Origin of the sequence: Mucilaginibacter segetis, assembly GCF_016522075.1 — a bacterium.
In the GTDB taxonomy this organism is placed as follows: Bacteria; Bacteroidota; Bacteroidia; order Sphingobacteriales; family Sphingobacteriaceae; genus Mucilaginibacter; species Mucilaginibacter segetis.
In genome coordinates this window covers 773135-789575 of the sequence record NZ_JAEHFW010000003.1, presented here as the reverse complement: position 1 = coordinate 789575, position 16441 = coordinate 773135, and the positions used below count along the sequence as shown (strand labels likewise).

9 protein-coding genes are annotated in these 16441 nt (G+C 38.1%); 1 reads left to right on the top strand and 8 read right to left on the bottom strand.

Annotated elements, in window-relative coordinates; genetic code table 11:
- Nucleotides 1–19 precede the first annotated feature (19 nt).
- Nucleotides 20–994, top strand: coding sequence for a polyprenyl synthetase family protein (locus I5M19_RS17225; RefSeq protein ID WP_200067595.1), 975 nt, complete (start codon nucleotides 20–22; stop codon nucleotides 992–994).
- 178 nt (nucleotides 995–1172) lie between these two features.
- Here the strand turns inward: I5M19_RS17225 and I5M19_RS17220 are convergent, their stop codons facing one another.
- The 8 genes from I5M19_RS17220 to I5M19_RS17185 form a co-directional block, all read right to left on the bottom strand.
- Nucleotides 1173–1772 carry a porin family protein gene (locus tag I5M19_RS17220; RefSeq protein WP_200067594.1) on the bottom strand — a complete coding sequence of 200 codons (600 nt, stop codon included), beginning with the start codon at nucleotides 1770–1772 and terminating at the stop codon, nucleotides 1173–1175.
- An 80-nt stretch (nucleotides 1773–1852) separates the two neighbouring features.
- A complete protein-coding gene (locus I5M19_RS17215; RefSeq protein ID WP_200067593.1) occupies nucleotides 1853–3289 on the bottom strand; it encodes a TolC family protein in 1437 nt (478 codons plus the stop codon).
- A gap of 14 nt (nucleotides 3290–3303) precedes the next feature.
- The gene (locus tag I5M19_RS17210; RefSeq protein WP_200067592.1) at nucleotides 3304–3981 is read right to left on the bottom strand and encodes an ABC transporter ATP-binding protein; all 678 of its coding nucleotides are present in this window, start codon (nucleotides 3979–3981) and stop codon (nucleotides 3304–3306) included.
- A gap of 258 nt (nucleotides 3982–4239) precedes the next feature.
- Nucleotides 4240–6621, bottom strand: a complete 2382-nt coding sequence (locus I5M19_RS17205) for an ABC transporter permease (protein WP_200067591.1) — start codon at nucleotides 6619–6621, stop codon at nucleotides 4240–4242.
- A 33-nt stretch (nucleotides 6622–6654) separates the two neighbouring features.
- A complete protein-coding gene (locus I5M19_RS17200) occupies nucleotides 6655–9066 on the bottom strand; it encodes an ABC transporter permease (RefSeq protein ID WP_200067590.1) in 2412 nt (803 codons plus the stop codon).
- A gap of 34 nt (nucleotides 9067–9100) precedes the next feature.
- Complete coding sequence (locus I5M19_RS17195) at nucleotides 9101–11467, bottom strand: ABC transporter permease (RefSeq protein WP_200067589.1); 2367 nt, start codon at nucleotides 11465–11467, stop codon at nucleotides 9101–9103.
- A 32-nt stretch (nucleotides 11468–11499) separates the two neighbouring features.
- A complete protein-coding gene (locus tag I5M19_RS17190; RefSeq protein WP_200067588.1) occupies nucleotides 11500–13884 on the bottom strand; it encodes an ABC transporter permease in 2385 nt (794 codons plus the stop codon).
- Between the two features lie 34 nt (nucleotides 13885–13918).
- Nucleotides 13919–16342, bottom strand: a complete 2424-nt coding sequence (locus I5M19_RS17185) for an ABC transporter permease (RefSeq protein WP_200067587.1) — start codon at nucleotides 16340–16342, stop codon at nucleotides 13919–13921.
- Nucleotides 16343–16441: the final 99 nt, after the last annotated feature.

The window sequence follows — 16441 nt, the reverse complement described above, 5'->3', positions numbered from 1 at the left end:
AATCCGTCAGCCTCGAAACATGAGAAAACTTGAAGACCTGCAATTACTTATTGCAAACTCGGTAGATAAACTAAGATATCCGGATTATCCGGCTGAGTTGTATGAACCTATAAGCTATATACTTTCATTAGGTGGCAAACGCATGAGACCCGCACTTTTGCTGATGGCCTGCGATTTATTTGGCGGCGATGTGGAAGAGGCCTTATCTCCTGCCCTGGCTATTGAAGTATTTCACAACTTTACACTGATGCACGACGATATTATGGATAAAGCACCCATAAGGCGTGGTAAAACCACCGTTCACGAAAAATGGAACGCCAACGTAGCTATCTTGTCTGGCGATGTGATGCTGATAGAGGGTTACAAGCTAATGATGCAGGTGAGGGAAAATATACTTCGACAAGTACTTGATATTTTTAATGACACAGCGGTAGGTGTTTGTGAAGGCCAGCAACTGGATATGACCTTTGAGAGCACTAATAACATCGCTATTAAGGAGTATATAAATATGATCCGCCTTAAAACAGCGGTAGTATTAGGTGGCGCCTTAAAAATTGGCGCCTTAATTGGCAAAGCTGATATTAAAGATGCCGAATTATTATGCGAGTTTGGAGAGCAGATAGGCATCGCATTTCAGTTACAGGATGATATTTTGGACGTATACGGAAATCCGGAGAAATTTGGCAAGCAAATAGGCGGCGATATTCTTTCCAATAAGAAAACATATCTACTGATAAAGGCCCTTGAACTGGCACAGGGAGATTATGCTGATGAGCTAAATAAATGGCTAAGCATTTCTGACTTTGGCTCTGAAAAAAAAGTAGCAGCAGTTACCGAAATTTATAACCAGGTAAATGTGCGTGCCTACGCGGAGAATGAAATGCAGTTGTATGCTGATAAGGCCTTTAAAGCTTTAGAAAAGATAAACCTGCCCGAAGCAAACAAACAATACCTGCGCGATTTTGCAGATGGTTTATTAGTAAGGGAGTATTAATGTGTTGATTAAAAACACCTGTTTATTATTTACTGATTTAGGTTGCCAAATGGAACCCTGGCATACAAAACAGCAAACCGGTAAGGGTGCTTTACACCCTACCCATATGGTTTGAAACAGATTAATAACCCTTCAGTTAAATAGGGTTATTAATCCTCATTAAATATTATTTTTAGATTTACAGGGAAAATAAACTATACCCTAAAGTAAGATTAAATAAATTTACCCTGGTATTATCTCCATTACTGCCATATCCCTGTTTGGTTAAACCGGCTTCGTACCGAAGGTCTATAGATAATTTTTGGATATCAATACCCGCACCAAACTGCCATGCAAAGTTTTGATCTTTATAGTTCAGGCGTACAGCGTTGCCTGCGGCACTGCCAAAATTCTGGTCTTTATTAATGGCAAACGAAACCAATGGGCCGGTATAAAAGCGACCTCCAAAACCTAAGGCACCTACCTTGCCACCAAATAATAAAGGTACATCAATACTGGTGAACTTAGCATCATTTACGTTACCATTCCCATCATCAATTCTAACGTTTTTCCCGGTTACGTAAATCTCCGGCTGAAAATTAAAACCTAAAGCTCCAAATCTGGCCCAAAACCCACCCAGATATCCGGCCCGGTTATCGCTGTTAAATGTGTTATTACCGGAAAGACTGGTAAGGTTTACCCCTGCTTTTGCTCCAAATTGAAATTTGGGCAGTAGTTGTGCTTTTGATATAGTTACAGTTGCTAAAAATATCAATAATGTAAAGGCAAATTTTTTCATGTTTAAATAAATTTATCTAATAACACCGGTGCCTTAATTTTGTGTTTACAGTTGCTATGAAATATTAAATATATCAACCGCTAAAAAGATAATTTACCCTGATAGTAATCTAATATCTTGTTATAGATAAAACAATCATATTTTGCATTTATAAGATTGATACGGGTGCGGTCTAGGTTGTTTTTGGCCACCACAAAATCTACCGAAGTTAAAACACCCGCATTAAAACGGATCTCGGCTATGCGGAACGACTCGGTGTATGATTTCACTTGTTCTAATAGAACCTCATACTTTTCATAAGCCGATGTCATGTTCAGATAAGCCTGTTCAACATCCTGTTTCAGTTGTATCTTGGTGTTATCTTCCACATATTTATTCTCCTGCAAATTTATCTTTGCTAAGGCTACTTTATTATGGTTCTGGAAGTAATTCAGGATAGGTATACGTAAACTTATACCAAACTGTGTGCTGTAATTATTCTTAAACTGATCATAATAACCAATGTTTTGATTAATATAATTCGCCTGGGTTGTAAAAACACTTTGTTTACCACCCGGCGTATTTATAAACGCTCCGGTATTAACTGTTGATGAATCTGTAAATACCGAACGCTGTGCCGCGCTTGAATAGTTAGTATATAATCCCCCATATAATGAAATTGTTGGCAATAGGCCACCTTTAGCCGCTTTAACTCCCTTTTCGGCACTTTGCCTGCGTAAAATTGCTGCTTTTACATACGGCAATTGTTCTAAAGCAATTTGATATATTTCTGCAGAAGAATTTGCTGTTTGTTTAGCCACCTGGTCGGCACTAATGGGCTCAAGTACAATTCCCTCTCTATAAGGTACATTCATGATCTGCAATAAACTTAGTTTTGAATTTTTCAGCGTTGCAGCAGCAGCCACCACATTTAACTGATTATCACCATAAGTACCTTTCAAATCATAAAAATCCGAGGGTACTTTATTAGCTCCCTGCTTTTCCAGTATTCCTAACCTCTCTACCTGCTTCTTTGAAACATCTAACTGATTTTTAACCTGTGCCAGTAATTCGGTATTATCCAAAACCAATAAATAGGCAGTAATAACATTTATGGTTACCTTATCCCGGGCTTGCTGCAGATCCATTTTTCCTGCCTGATATGCCAGCGAGGTTTGTTTAATATTATTTAAATTTTGCAGACCGCTAAACAGTGTTAAACTTGCATTTAAACTATAATTACCATAGGTAAGCGACTGATCAACATAACTATTAGTGAACGGGTTAATATTACGCCCCTGGTTAACCCCGTGATCAACCTGCCCGTTTAGTGTGGGTAGCATATTCTCTTTAGACTGTATGTAGCCTATCCTGTCGCGTTGCGACTGCAGTTCACTTTTTTGAACATCCAGGTTATTTTTTACTGCAATATCAATACATTGCTGCAACGTGTATACAGTGTCTGCCTGGGTTTGGCAATATGCAACCGCAGGTATAAAAATTATTAAGCTAAAAAATAAAAGTTTAAAATATCGCATTGTTGTGTTATAGTTCAGAATTTTCTTGAGGATTCGATCCTTCCATCCAACAGGTTAATGATACGCGAGCCATACTCGGCATTTTTTTCGGAGTGTGTAACCTGGATAATAGTTACGCCATCTTCTTTATTCAGTTTGCTGAAAAGTTCCATTATTTCTTCGCCCTGCTTAGAATTAAGGTTTCCGGTAGGCTCATCAGCTAATATTAATTTAGGCTTAGCTATCAATGCACGCGCTATGCCAACTAACTGCTGCTGCCCGCCTGATAACTGCGCCGGAAAAAGGTCTTTTTTACCCACTATCTGAAAACGATCTAACATATCAGCCACCATAGCCTTACGTTCCGATCCTTTTACATCCTGATAAATCAAAGGAGTTTCGATGTTTTCATAAACGGTAAGCTCATCAATTAAATGGTATGCCTGAAAAACGAAACCAATGTATTGCTTATATAAAGCGGCACGTTTTTTTTCTTTAAGCTGATGAACCGCCTCGTTCACAAAATAATGATAGCCTTCGGATGGCTCATCAAGCATACCAATAATATTAAGCAGGGTTGATTTACCCGAACCTGAAGGGCCCATAATAGATACAAATTCGCCCTCATCAACATCAAGGCTGATGTCATTGATCACATAATTCTTATTTCCGCCTGCCTGGTAATACTTTGAAATATGCTGTAGTGATAACATGTTTAATTATTTGAGTAATGATTAATAGTTTATTGTCCGCAATTTCTTAATTAGAATTTAGTATCAGGGTATCAATAATATACCAAAATAATAAATAATTGATAATGAGCAAATTAATGTATTTATTAAAAGTAATAACTGTACGCTTATGCACAGCGTGCGTTCGGTAATGATACAGTATGATGTAAGACATATAACATTAAATAAAAAGCAGGATATATATCATATATCCTGCTTTGCTATAATAGTGTAACAACATTATTCACTTCGTAAGCTTTTTACCGGGTTAGCCCTAGCCGATAACATTGACCGATACCCTACTGTAACAGCAGCAATTATAAAGGTGGATAATATGGAGAGTATAAATATACTCGGGCCGATAGTTATCTTATATTGATAATCTTTTAGATAATTGGTCATGGCCCACCATGCAACGGGGGCTGCTATAACAAACGCTATAATAAGCAGGCGGCTGAATTCTTTACCAAAAAGCCATAATATATTTCCAACATCGGCGCCTAATACCTTGCGTACACCTATTTCCTTTGTTTTGCGCAACGCCATAAAAGACACCAGGCCATACAAACCTAAACAACCAATAATTATAGCAATGGCGGCGAACCCTTCCACAAGTTTCATCAAAACATCGTCCATTTCGTAAAATTCAGCAATCTGGTCGTCTAAAAATTTATAATCGTATAATTCATCCGGATATGTTTCGTTCCATAATTTTTCCGCGTTAGTTAAAGATGCCTTAAAGTTGCTGCCACTTAATTTTAGCGCGTAGTTACTGTAGTAATTGGTGTTAGGCATAATACATATAGGCGAAATTTCGCTATGGAACGAATAATTATAAAAATCCTTAACCACGCCAACTATTAACCCGCTAATGGTTTTCCCGTTTACACTTAGTTTTTTACCAATAACCTCATCGGGGGATTTAAGTCCGAGTTTTTTTACAAAAGTTTCATTTACCAAAAACTCACTTGTGGTATCAGCCGGTAGTATATTACGGCCGGCTACCAATTTTATATCAAAAGTGGAAAGATAATGATCGTCGCCAGCCTTTATATTTATTCCCCAATGTTCCGCTTCAGGGCGATTATTGAAATAAATGTCGGTAGTGCTGTTTGAGTTTGCCGCAGGAGGCTGATAGCAAAGTGAAATATCTTTTACCCCATTTAACTGGCCAAGCCTGTTGTGCAGGGTTTTCATTTTACCATTATCGTCATTCGGGATAGGCAGGGTAATAATGGCTTGTTTATCAAATCCAAGATCGCTTGTTTTAGAGTAATGTATTTGCGATACTATAACTATAGTGCCTATGATTAATACCTGTGATATGGCGAACTGTGTTACCACCAAAATACGCCGTAATGAAAAACCACCAATATTTTTTTGCGACAATTTACTTTTTAAAGCCTCTATAGGTTGAAAACGAGCCAGTATAACTCCCGGATAAGAACCCGACAAAAAAACAACTATTACCGTCATCACAACTAAAAACAGTGGTAACAGTTCGTTATTAAACTGCATTTGCGATTGAAAAAGCTGATTTATAAGCGGTAAAACAAGCCACGCTATAACATAAGCCAAGGCATCTGCAACCAGTGTTATTATTGTTGTTTCGGCAATAAATTGCCAAAACAACTGCCTGGGCATACTGCCCAGCACCTTTCTCACCCCAATTTCTTTAGCGCGGTTAAGTGCCTGCGCCGTAGCCAGATTTATAAAATTAACACAAGCGGTAACTATCAAAAAAACACCGATGAAAAATAACGCCCACAAATATTTCTTATCAACAAAGGCATCAAAATCCGTATTAAAATGGATATCGGCCAGGGGTTGTAATTTAAACATCCATACCTTTTGGTCGCGTCCGGTATAATATTTATTTACCATTTGCTTAAAGTTGGCATTAGCAACAGATACCGGCACCGATGGTTTTAATAGTAAATAACACTTACTTTCGCTATTTACGCCGCCCCAGTTATTTTCCCGCTGCTGGGATGCATATTCAATTATGTTTTTATAAGAAAGATATATCTGTTGTTTTTGATCGGTATTAGGGGGCAGGTCTTTTAATACACCCGTAATTGTGAAACTTATTCGGTTATCTAAACGAATAACTTTACCGATAACGTCATCAGTTCCCCAATATTTTTGTGCTATTTTTTGAGTGACTATGGCCTCATTTAGCTGTACTAAAACCGTTTTTTTGTTGCCCTTTATCAACGGGAAATTAAATATGTCGAAGAATTCAGGCTCTGTAAATGCAACACCATCCTTTTCGGCAAATTTCTTTATTTCCTTTTCATTAGGTAAAGTTATAAGCGGGTTATGGAAACTAACCGAACGGGCAACCTTTTCGCCAAAAGTAAAATCGTTACGTAAGGCCTTGCCAAGCGGTTGAGGTACCGCTGCAGAGCGGTCAATGGTTTCATCGTGCCATTCGGTTACGACACGGTATATTCTATCGCTATTTTTATGGAAATCATCAAAGCTTAAATGATAATCTATCAGGATAAATATTAATATGCTGCTTGCAATACCCAATGAAAGGCCGGTTATATTTATAAACGCATAAGCTTTATTGCGTCTTAAATTACGCCAGGCAATTTTAATATAGCTTTTTATCATGACAAATTTTTAAGCGTGGTTTAGTTGATTTATTTATTCGCTTCGCAAGCTTTTTACCGGATTACTTAACGCGGCTCTAATTGATTGATAACCTACAGTAATAAAAGCGATTATCACTACCATGCCGGCTGCTGAAGCAAATACCCACCATTGAATACTTACGCGATACGCAAAATCCTGCAGCCATCTGCTCATGGCATACCATGCCAGCGGCGACGATATAATTACCGCAACAATAACCAGCTTTAAAAAATCGGCCGAGATCAATCCTACGATATTGAATACACCAGCACCCAGAACTTTCCGTATCCCTATTTCCTTAACGCGTTGTTTAGTGGAGAAAACTGCCAACCCAAACAAACCCAAACACGAAATAAATATGGTTACTATAGTAAAAGCCTTTAGAATATCTCCCGTGCGCTGATCATTCTTATACATTTCATTAAACTCCTCATCAAGAAAATGAAAATTAACCGGTATATCCGGATAAAAGGTATGCCAGCTTGCCTGTATTTGTTTAATGGTATTTGCGGTATTCTTGCCGTTTGTTTTTACAAGCAACTTTCCAAACCAGTCATATTGCGGAAATATTACAATAGGAGTTATTTTTTCATGTAATGAAGTGAAATTAAAATCACGCACAACAGCTTTAATAAATCCCATACGGCCATTAAGGCCTATACGTTTACCAATAGCCTGTTGTGGTTTCCAGCCGAGAGCCTTTACTGCTGTTTCATTAAGGATAAATCCATATTTCCGTTTCTCATAATCGTCGGTTAACACTTGTTGCTCATCACTCAGATCAAGATTCCGGCCCTGAAGAATCTTGATACCCATGGTTTTAACAAATGACCGCTCTACAGGAACGGCAGTTACCGACAAGCTGAAATCGGAATTTTTATCTTCGACGCTGTTTATGCTATATCCCCCCTGAACGTTCACAGGTGAGTCATAAGTTGCTGTTACACCTGATACGCCTGGCTGCTGTATTAGCTCATTTTTAAATGCCATTATTTTATTAAAGGGCATACCGCCAATATCAAGCACCATTACCTGGTCGCGGTTCATCCCAGTATTCAAATTCTGAATGTATTGTAATTGATTTACCGCAATAATGGTACTGATAATGAAAAATACCGATACAACAAATTGAAATACTACTAATGACTTGCGTAACGCATTACCACCTGCGTAACCTGATACTTTACCTTTGAGCGTAGCGGCCGGTTTAAATGCCGACAGATATAGGGAGGGATAAGTTCCGGCGAGCAATGTTACCAAAACAAACAGTATAACAGTACCGCTGATAAGCCAGGATGTCCTCCATGTATCAAAACTTACCAGCTGACCGCAAAACGTACTAAAAGCAGGGAAACATAGATAAGCTAAAAACACTCCCAGCAAAATAGAACATAAGGTAATTATACCCGCCTCAGTTAAAAATTGAATAAATAATTGTATACGCTGTGCGCCCATTACTTTACGTACACCTATTTCTTTTGCTCGCTCCGCAGATTTTGCGGTAACCAGATTTAAGAAGTTAACACATGCCAATACCAAAAGTATAACCGCTACAACAGCCAATATATAGATGTATGTTATATTACCAGATGGATCCAGATTGTCGGCAGTGTCTGAATGCAGATGCACACGGGTAAGCGGTTCCAATGTATACCAGATATGATTAGTCTGCCCTTCTCCACTAAACCTGTTTTTCACAAAGGCGTCTATTTTTTTTTGAACTTCAGCTACTGGCATTCCCGGCTTAAGCAGCAGATAGGAATAATCATTAGCGGAATCCCACTTAAGATTTTTGGAACGTGGCATTATGGCATAATTACCCATCAAATCGAACTTAATTTGTGAATAAGCGGGAACGTCTTCAATTACACCACTCACCATTAAATTATTCGTTTGGTTAACCTTTAATATTTTACCTATAGGATCATCATCCCCAAAATATTTTTTTGCTGTAGATGCTGTAATCACTACTGATGAAGGATCGACCAACGCATTTGCAGGATTACCCTTAATAAATTTAAAACTGAATATATTAAAAAACGACTGATCGGCTACCAGCATTTTACTTTCGCTAAATAGCTTATCTCCGTATTCTACAGCTGCCGGCCTCCCGTCAGTATAATTATAAATTCGCACTCCATCCTCTACATCCGCTATCTCTTGTTTAAAAACTGGTACAGGGGCTGTTGGTGTTAGTGCCGTATGTGTTGCGGCCACATCATCAGGTGATTGATAACTATAAGTAAGCCTTACAATACGACCGGCATTTTCGTTAAACCTATCATAACGCAGTTCATTTATTAAATAAGTTGTCAGTAATAAAAAACAGCAGATACCAATAGCCAGCCCCACTATACTTATTAATGATGTGGTTTTGTTTTGCAACAAATTGCGCCATGCTGTTTTCAAATAATTCCGAATCATAATATAAATTTCTAAATCCTAAACTTTAAAATTATTACTCACTTCTTAAACTTTTTACAGGGTTAGCAATTGCGGCTTTAATAGCCTGAAAACTTATGGTAGCTAAGGTTATGATAATGGCTGCTATTGCCGATAATACAAACACCTCAGGCCCAATACTAATCCGGTAGGCATATTTATATAACCAATTTTGTAAAAAATACAGTGCTATTGGCGATGCTATAATGCAGCTAACTATCACTAAAACAATAAAATCTTTCGATAATAAAATCCAAACCTGTGTTACTGTAGCTCCTAAAACCTTACGCACACCTATTTCTTTTGTACGCTGCTCTGCAACGTAGGCTGCCAAACCAAATAATCCAAGACAAGATATAAATATAGCGAGCCCTGCAAAAATGCCTGCCAGTTTGCCCACCAACACCTCCAGATTAAACTTTTTATTATAATCCTCATCAACAAAATGATAAGTATATTGATAAGCAGGACTGTATTTATTAAATATAGCAGCAATTTTATCTATTGCCTGATGTGTATTAATGTTAGGTGACAAACGATAGATAATGTTACTTCCACCATCAAAAAAGAACATGGTTGGATCAGCGGACTGGAATGGTGAATCCATTAATGCATCCTTGACAACACCAATTATGGTCATCCTGCGGCCAAATTTGGTTATATATTGCCCTAATGGTTCTTTTAAACGCAAACGTTTTACCGCTGCTTCATTTAATATAACACTGTTGCTATCTGCTTTTATATCGTTAACAAAATCATGCCCCGCTTTTAATTGCATGCCCAATGTTTTAAAATAATCTGCTGATACTAAAATTGTACCCATTTCGACAGTTTCACCGGTATTTTTACCCGGGAAATTTTCTACATCGCTATGCCACCAAACACCTGTTGCCGGACTGCTTGCAGTAGTGAGCGAACTTACTGCGCCACTCTGCAACAAGTCGTTTTTTAGCGCATCCATATTTCTACGTAAATCACTATTGGTAATGGTGGTTACCAACCGGTTTAAAGTATACCCTGTGGGCCTGTTTTTAGCATACTGTATTTGTTGGTATATAATTACCGTACTTATAATTAAGGCTATTGAACAACTAAACTGTATAACAACAAGTGCTTTACGAGAAAAAATAGCACCGCTTGCAGTTTTTAAAGTGCCTTTTAAAACCTGAACCGGATTGAAAGACGAAAGATAAAATGCCGGGCGACTGCCGGCCAATATTGCGGTGGCAAATGCAGCCCCTGTTACTATTAACCAAAAATAAAATCTGTTAAACGGAATGGTTATACTATTACCTGTTAACAGCCGAAAAGAGGGCAATACCAATTGTACTAATAAAAGAGCAAAAAACAGTGCAATAAATGTGATAAGTATCGATTCTGTTAAAAACTGAACAATAAGCTGTTTACGTTTTGAACCAATAGCTTTGCGTATACCTACTTCTCGGGCACGCTTTTCCGAACGGGCGGTAGTTAAATTAACAAAGTTTATACAGGCAATAACTAATACCAAAATACCTATAATGCTAAAAGTGCGTACATAATTAATAAAACCACCCAAAGCCTTACCATTTGTATAAGTATTATACAAATGCCAATCTTGAATGGGCTGCATAATCACATCAGAGTTTTTGGCGTTAAGGTTATCTTCATATTTCTCCAGATTTTTTATTTTGGGTGCTATCTGCTTATATTTAATTCCATCCTTAAGTTTAGCATACAGCACAAACCCGTTACTGCCGAAACTTTGATTACGTGCCTCTTTAACGCCCGGATCTGCTATCTCGAAATAGCTAAAAGGTATTATATAGTTAAATTGTAACGATGAATTTGATGGTATGTCCTTTATAATGCCAGTAACTTTTAAATTGTCTTTATTATCCACTTTAATTAGCTGATTCATGGCATCTTTATTGCCAAAAAGTGCTTTAGCGGTAGATTCGGTTATAATTATTGAGTAAGGATCACGTAATCCGTTAGCGTTACCCTGCAAAAAAGGGAATCTAAATATTTTTAAAAAATCCGACCCGGCCTGTATACCATCTAAAGATAGTTTAGTGTCCCCTACGGCTAATCCGTGTGCCCTATTTTCATCAGCCTCTGCAACGTATTCAATTTCGGGGTAGCCATTACGGAGTGCATCCGCTAATTTAAGAGATGTGGTGCTGAATGTTAAGGTGTCGCCATTGCTGTTGAAATTACGTCTAACCTGATAAGACTGACCATAATTCGGAAGAAACTTATCATAAGAATATTGATAACTAACCCATAAGCCTATTAAAAGAGCTACTGCAATACCCGCTGTAAGCCCTCCTATGTTTATAAGACTATATGCTTTATTTTTCCATAAATTTCTCCAGGCTATCTTAAAATAGTTTTTTATCATGATATGGTGATTATGCGGTTAACTTATTGATCTTACTCACTTCTTAAACTTTTTACCGGGTTAGCTATAGCAGCTTTAATTGCCTGAAAACTTATGGTAAGCAAGGCTACCACAATAGCCAGGCTGCCGGATAATACAAACACCCACCACTGTATATCAATTCGATACGCAAAATCCTTTAACCACTTATACATAAAGTACCAGGCTACAGGAGTAGCAATAAAAATTGATATGATCACCAATTTAATAAAATCAACAGAAAGCATATTTACAATACCCGTTGTTGTTGCTCCTAAAACCTTGCGGATGCCAATTTCGCGTGTACGCTGAAACGTGCTGTAGGATGCTAACCCTAATAGCCCTAAGCATGAAATAGAAATAGCAAGTATCGAAAAGTTAAAAAACAGTTTCCCAAAACGCTGTTCGCTGCGGTATTGCCTGTCAAAAAACTCATCTAAAAAGTAATAGCTGTAAGGGCGGTTAGGAATAAGTGTTTTCCATTTACTTTCGATAGCTGAGAGTGTGGCAGGGAGATTTTTAGCTGATACTTTTATAGATATCATGTTAAGATTTCCATTCTCGGCCCTCATGCTCAACGGTTTTATTTTCTCCTGTAAAGAGCGATAGTGAAAATCCTTCATCACCCCTATTATCTTACCTTCACGGCCCCATTGTTTAAACCTGCGACCGATTGCCTGCTGCGGCGAGGTATAACCAAATAGTTTAACCGCTTCCTCGTTAAGTATCATGGCCTGAGTGGTATCTGTCTTTAGAAAATCGCGAGAGAATGCACGTCCGGCGACCATTTTTATATTATACTGTTTAATATAATCAAAGTCGACATAATAAAGGTCGAGATTAGCTATCTGCAGATCGCCTTTACTATTCTCTATCTCTGAATAGGCCCCCATATTTCCACCCCCAGGAATACTTGAGGATAATGCTGCAGACTTAACTCCGGGAATTTCCTTTACCGATTGTTTGAAGGCATCTTTCGCCGGGTCGCCGTTGGTATCTAAAACGATCGTCTGGTCTTTTGAAAAACCCAGATCACGATTCTGCATAAAATCCATTTGATTGTACACTATTATTGTACCTATAATAAGTGCAATGGATATACTGAACTGTGCTACCACCAGACTTTTACGTAACAAGCTTCCTTTGTTTCCGGTAGAAAATCTTCCCTTTAAAACAAGTACCGGCTTAAATGAAGATATGACCAAAGCAGGGTAAATACCGGCGAGTAAACCGATACCAACTGATATGCCAAATAAAGAGAGAATATAATACGCGTTAGAAAAAACACCCGGACTAACTGTTTTACCGGCCAATTGATTAAACGTAGGTAACAATAAAACCGATAATATGATGGTAATAATAAACGCGAATAAACAAAGTATGATAGACTCACCTATAAATTGCCCTGCCAGTTCCCCTTTTGCAGCTCCGACAACCTTACGGATCCCTACTTCCTTAGCACGCTCAACAGACCGGGCTGTAGTAAGATTAATAAAATTGATACACGCTATAAGCAATATAAATACTGCAACTATACTAAACACATATACGTTGTTTATGCTACCACTTTGCTGTCCGCTCCGGGTTGAATGAAGATAAACATCTTTCAATGGCTCCAAAAAAAGCGTTGCGAACATTTGGCTCTGTTTGGCCTCTGTTCCGTTTCTTTTTTCCATAAAAGCAGGTAATTGTGCTTCAAACGACTTATAATTCACACCCGGCTTTAGCAACAGGTAACTTGTTGCTCCATAATTGCCCCATTGGTCATCAAGCCCTTTATTAAATTTTTGCGTTAATGTTGACATGGAGATCAGCATATCTGCCTTTATCTGTGAGTTTTCAGGCATATCTTCCATAACGCCGGTTACCACGGCAGGTATGGCATCTCCGGTAACCAACACAGTTTGCCCAACAGGATCTTTATCACCAAAATATTTTTTAGCAGCAGTTTCACTAAACACCAAAGAGGCTTGTTGAGTGAGTGCAGTTTTAGGATCACCCTTTAATAATTTAAAATCAAAAACAGAAAAAAAGGTAGAATCAGCAAAAAGCGTATTATCTTCCTGAAATTTCACATTATCTTTCCTAACCAGAAAACTCCCCCCGCTAACCCTTACAAAAGCCTCCACCTGCGGAAAATCCGCTTTAATAGCCGGGGCAAATGCCCAGGAAGTGCTTGAAGTGTTAATAGTCTCCGACGGGGTTTTGATATCAGTAACAATTCGGTAAATACGGTCGCCCTTACTATGAAAATCATCATAGCTTAGTTCAAAACTAACGTACATAAATATAAAAAAACACGCGGTAATCCCTACCGATAGCCCCGCGATGTTGATGAACGAGAATCCACGATGCCTCCATAAATTGCGTAAGGCTATCTTAAAATAGTTTTTTATCATGATCGGTAATTAAGTATTGGTTTTTATAGTAATATTACTCGCTTCTTAAACTTTTCACCGGGTTAACCAGCGCCGCCTTTACAGCCTTATAACCAACAGTTATCCAGGCAATTACAATAGAAGCCGAAATAGCAAGTATAAATACTCCGGCAGTTAATGGCACCCTGTAAACGAAATTTTGCAGCCATTGCGACATCATATACCATGCGGCTGGCATAGCTATTAAAAACGAAATGGCTATTAATATCATAAACTCTTTGGAAAATAAGAGAACTATACTGCCTACTGACGCACCCAACACTTTACGCACTCCCACCTCTTTAGTACGTTGCACCGCCATAAACGATACCAAACCATATAAACCTAAACATGAAATAAATATGGCTATGCCTGCAAATATTTTATAAATCAGCGCCAGTTGGTTTTCCTGCTGATAGAACCGGGCTATGCTTTCATCCATAAAATAACCATTATAAGCATATTCAGGATAGGTACTTTCCCATAACCGCTGAATTTTTGATACCGTTGCGCTAAGATTTTTAGTTTTAATTTTAACTGCAGCTAATGATTCGAATTGTTTACGCGGAGATATTACAATGGGCTTAACCGATTCGCGTAATGAATTAGTTTTAAAGTCTTTAACTACGCCGGTGATGGTAGCCCACGGCCCGCTACCTAATCGTACTGATTTACCTATTACTTTTTCGGGATTTTGTATACCTAACTTATTAATAAAAGTTTCGTTAACAACGGCCTGGCGCATAGTATCACTCTGATCATAGCCATGGCCGGCTGTAAACCGCAAACCAAATGTTTTAAAATAATCCGCATCGCCATATTTTAAAAATGTATTAAATGTAGGGTCTTTCTGGGAATGATCGAAGTAGAAATTCTGGCCCCAGTTATTATCTGAAGATGGCGGATCTGAAGCAAAACTAACCGAATTTATATCCGGATTTTGCAGTAGTTCTTGTTTAAACGCATCCATTTTACCCAGGCTGATGCTATCAGTATAACCGGGTAATATTAATACGGCGTCTTTATTAAAGCCCAGATCGGCATGATTTACAAAATCCATTTGATTTACAGCTACCAAAGTGCCTATAATGAGTAGTTGCGCAATAGCAAACTGTGCAACAACTAATGCCCTGCGTAACGGGATGCCGCCTATAGATGCAGCCGTTATCTTATTCTTTATAGCTAATACCGGTTTAAAGCCTGATACAACCAATGCCGGATAAATACCAGATAAAAGTATAACCAGTATTGTAGTAGTTAATAAAAATAATGTAGTACCCCAGTTAATAAGCCCGATATCATCAGGCACATTTGATATATTTTTTAAGTAGGGTAACGCTATTTCTGCTATGGCAAATGCTATAATTACCGAGAACAATACAACAAGCGCAGTTTCGCCTATTACCTGAAAAATGAGTTGTTTACGGCTGCTGCCTAAAACCTTGCGTATACCAACTTCTTTTGACCGTCCAACCGATTGTGCTGTAGAAAGATTTATAAAGTTGATAGAAGCCATTATAATAATAAGAATGGCTATAAATGTCATAGTTTGCAACGTAGCTCTGCTGGTTGAATGGTCGCCCAGGGTGTTACCCACCCTTGTGTCAAAATGTAACTCGCTTAATGGCTGTAAAAGATGAGCGCGGGTAACTTTATCTTTATTTTTTTCAATTTTAGCAGTAAAGGCTACCAACTGTTTGTCCATATTGGCAGCTGATAAACCTTGCGGCAACTCCATAAATATCTGGTGGTTGCTGCTGATGGAATCCCAGCTATCGCTATAATTATAATCTTTAGGGTGTTGCTTCCAGGTGATATATGATACCATGATCCTTAACGGAAAATCGCTGTTTTCTGGCGCATCATCAATAACGCCCGCCACTTTCAGGGTTAGCACATTATCCATTTTCAGGGTTTTGCCAACCGCTGTTTTCCAATCCTTAAAATATTTTATAGCTGTACTTTTATTAATTACCACCATATTAGGTTGGGCGAGTACGCTTTTATCTCCATCGAGCCAGGTTGAGTGAAAAATGTCAAAAAACTGCGGCTCTATAAAAAATACACCCAAATCCTCTGTAAATTTTTTATCGTCTGCCCCGGTGCGTGAATTATCAGCCGGTACAGTTATCTGACTGCCATAGCTGGTATTTAATGCAGCGAATTTAACCTGCGGAAAATCTATACGCAAAGCATCTGTTGCCGGTGCAGAAACACCAGGGTTATAGGTAATACCATCATCATGAATATTCTTTGTTATTAAATGGTATATGTTTTTATAGTTGGAAAAGTTGGTATTAAAACTTAACTCATACTGCAGAACAGCAAAAATGAGCAGGCACGCGGCTATACCAACGCTTAAGCCAGATATATTTATGATGGAATAACTTTTATGGCGTATCACATTTCGCCATGCAATTTTGAAGTAGTTTTTTAGCATAACCGGTACTTTTATTTAACAGAGTTAAAATATGTACCAATTATTTAAATAACTAATTTTCAGTAATTTAAATAATTAAACTACTAACTAACATGTTCG

Excerpts from the sequence above, each read along its gene's own strand:
- I5M19_RS17190 (WP_200067588.1), bottom strand. The coding sequence starts at position 13,884 with ATGATAAAAAACTATTTTAAGATAGCCTTACGCAATTTATGGAGGCAT.
- I5M19_RS17215 (WP_200067593.1), bottom strand. The coding sequence starts at position 3,289 with ATGCGATATTTTAAACTTTTATTTTTTAGCTTAATAATTTTTATACCT.
- I5M19_RS17220 (WP_200067594.1), bottom strand. The coding sequence starts at position 1,772 with ATGAAAAAATTTGCCTTTACATTATTGATATTTTTAGCAACTGTAACT.
- I5M19_RS17195 (WP_200067589.1), bottom strand. The coding sequence starts at position 11,467 with ATGATAAAAAACTATTTTAAGATAGCCTGGAGAAATTTATGGAAAAAT.
- I5M19_RS17205 (WP_200067591.1), bottom strand. The coding sequence starts at position 6,621 with ATGATAAAAAGCTATATTAAAATTGCCTGGCGTAATTTAAGACGCAAT.
- I5M19_RS17200 (WP_200067590.1), bottom strand. The coding sequence starts at position 9,066 with ATGATTCGGAATTATTTGAAAACAGCATGGCGCAATTTGTTGCAAAAC.
- I5M19_RS17210 (WP_200067592.1), bottom strand. The coding sequence starts at position 3,981 with ATGTTATCACTACAGCATATTTCAAAGTATTACCAGGCAGGCGGAAAT.
- I5M19_RS17225 (WP_200067595.1), top strand. The coding sequence starts at position 20 with ATGAGAAAACTTGAAGACCTGCAATTACTTATTGCAAACTCGGTAGAT.
- I5M19_RS17185 (WP_200067587.1), bottom strand. The coding sequence starts at position 16,342 with ATGCTAAAAAACTACTTCAAAATTGCATGGCGAAATGTGATACGCCAT.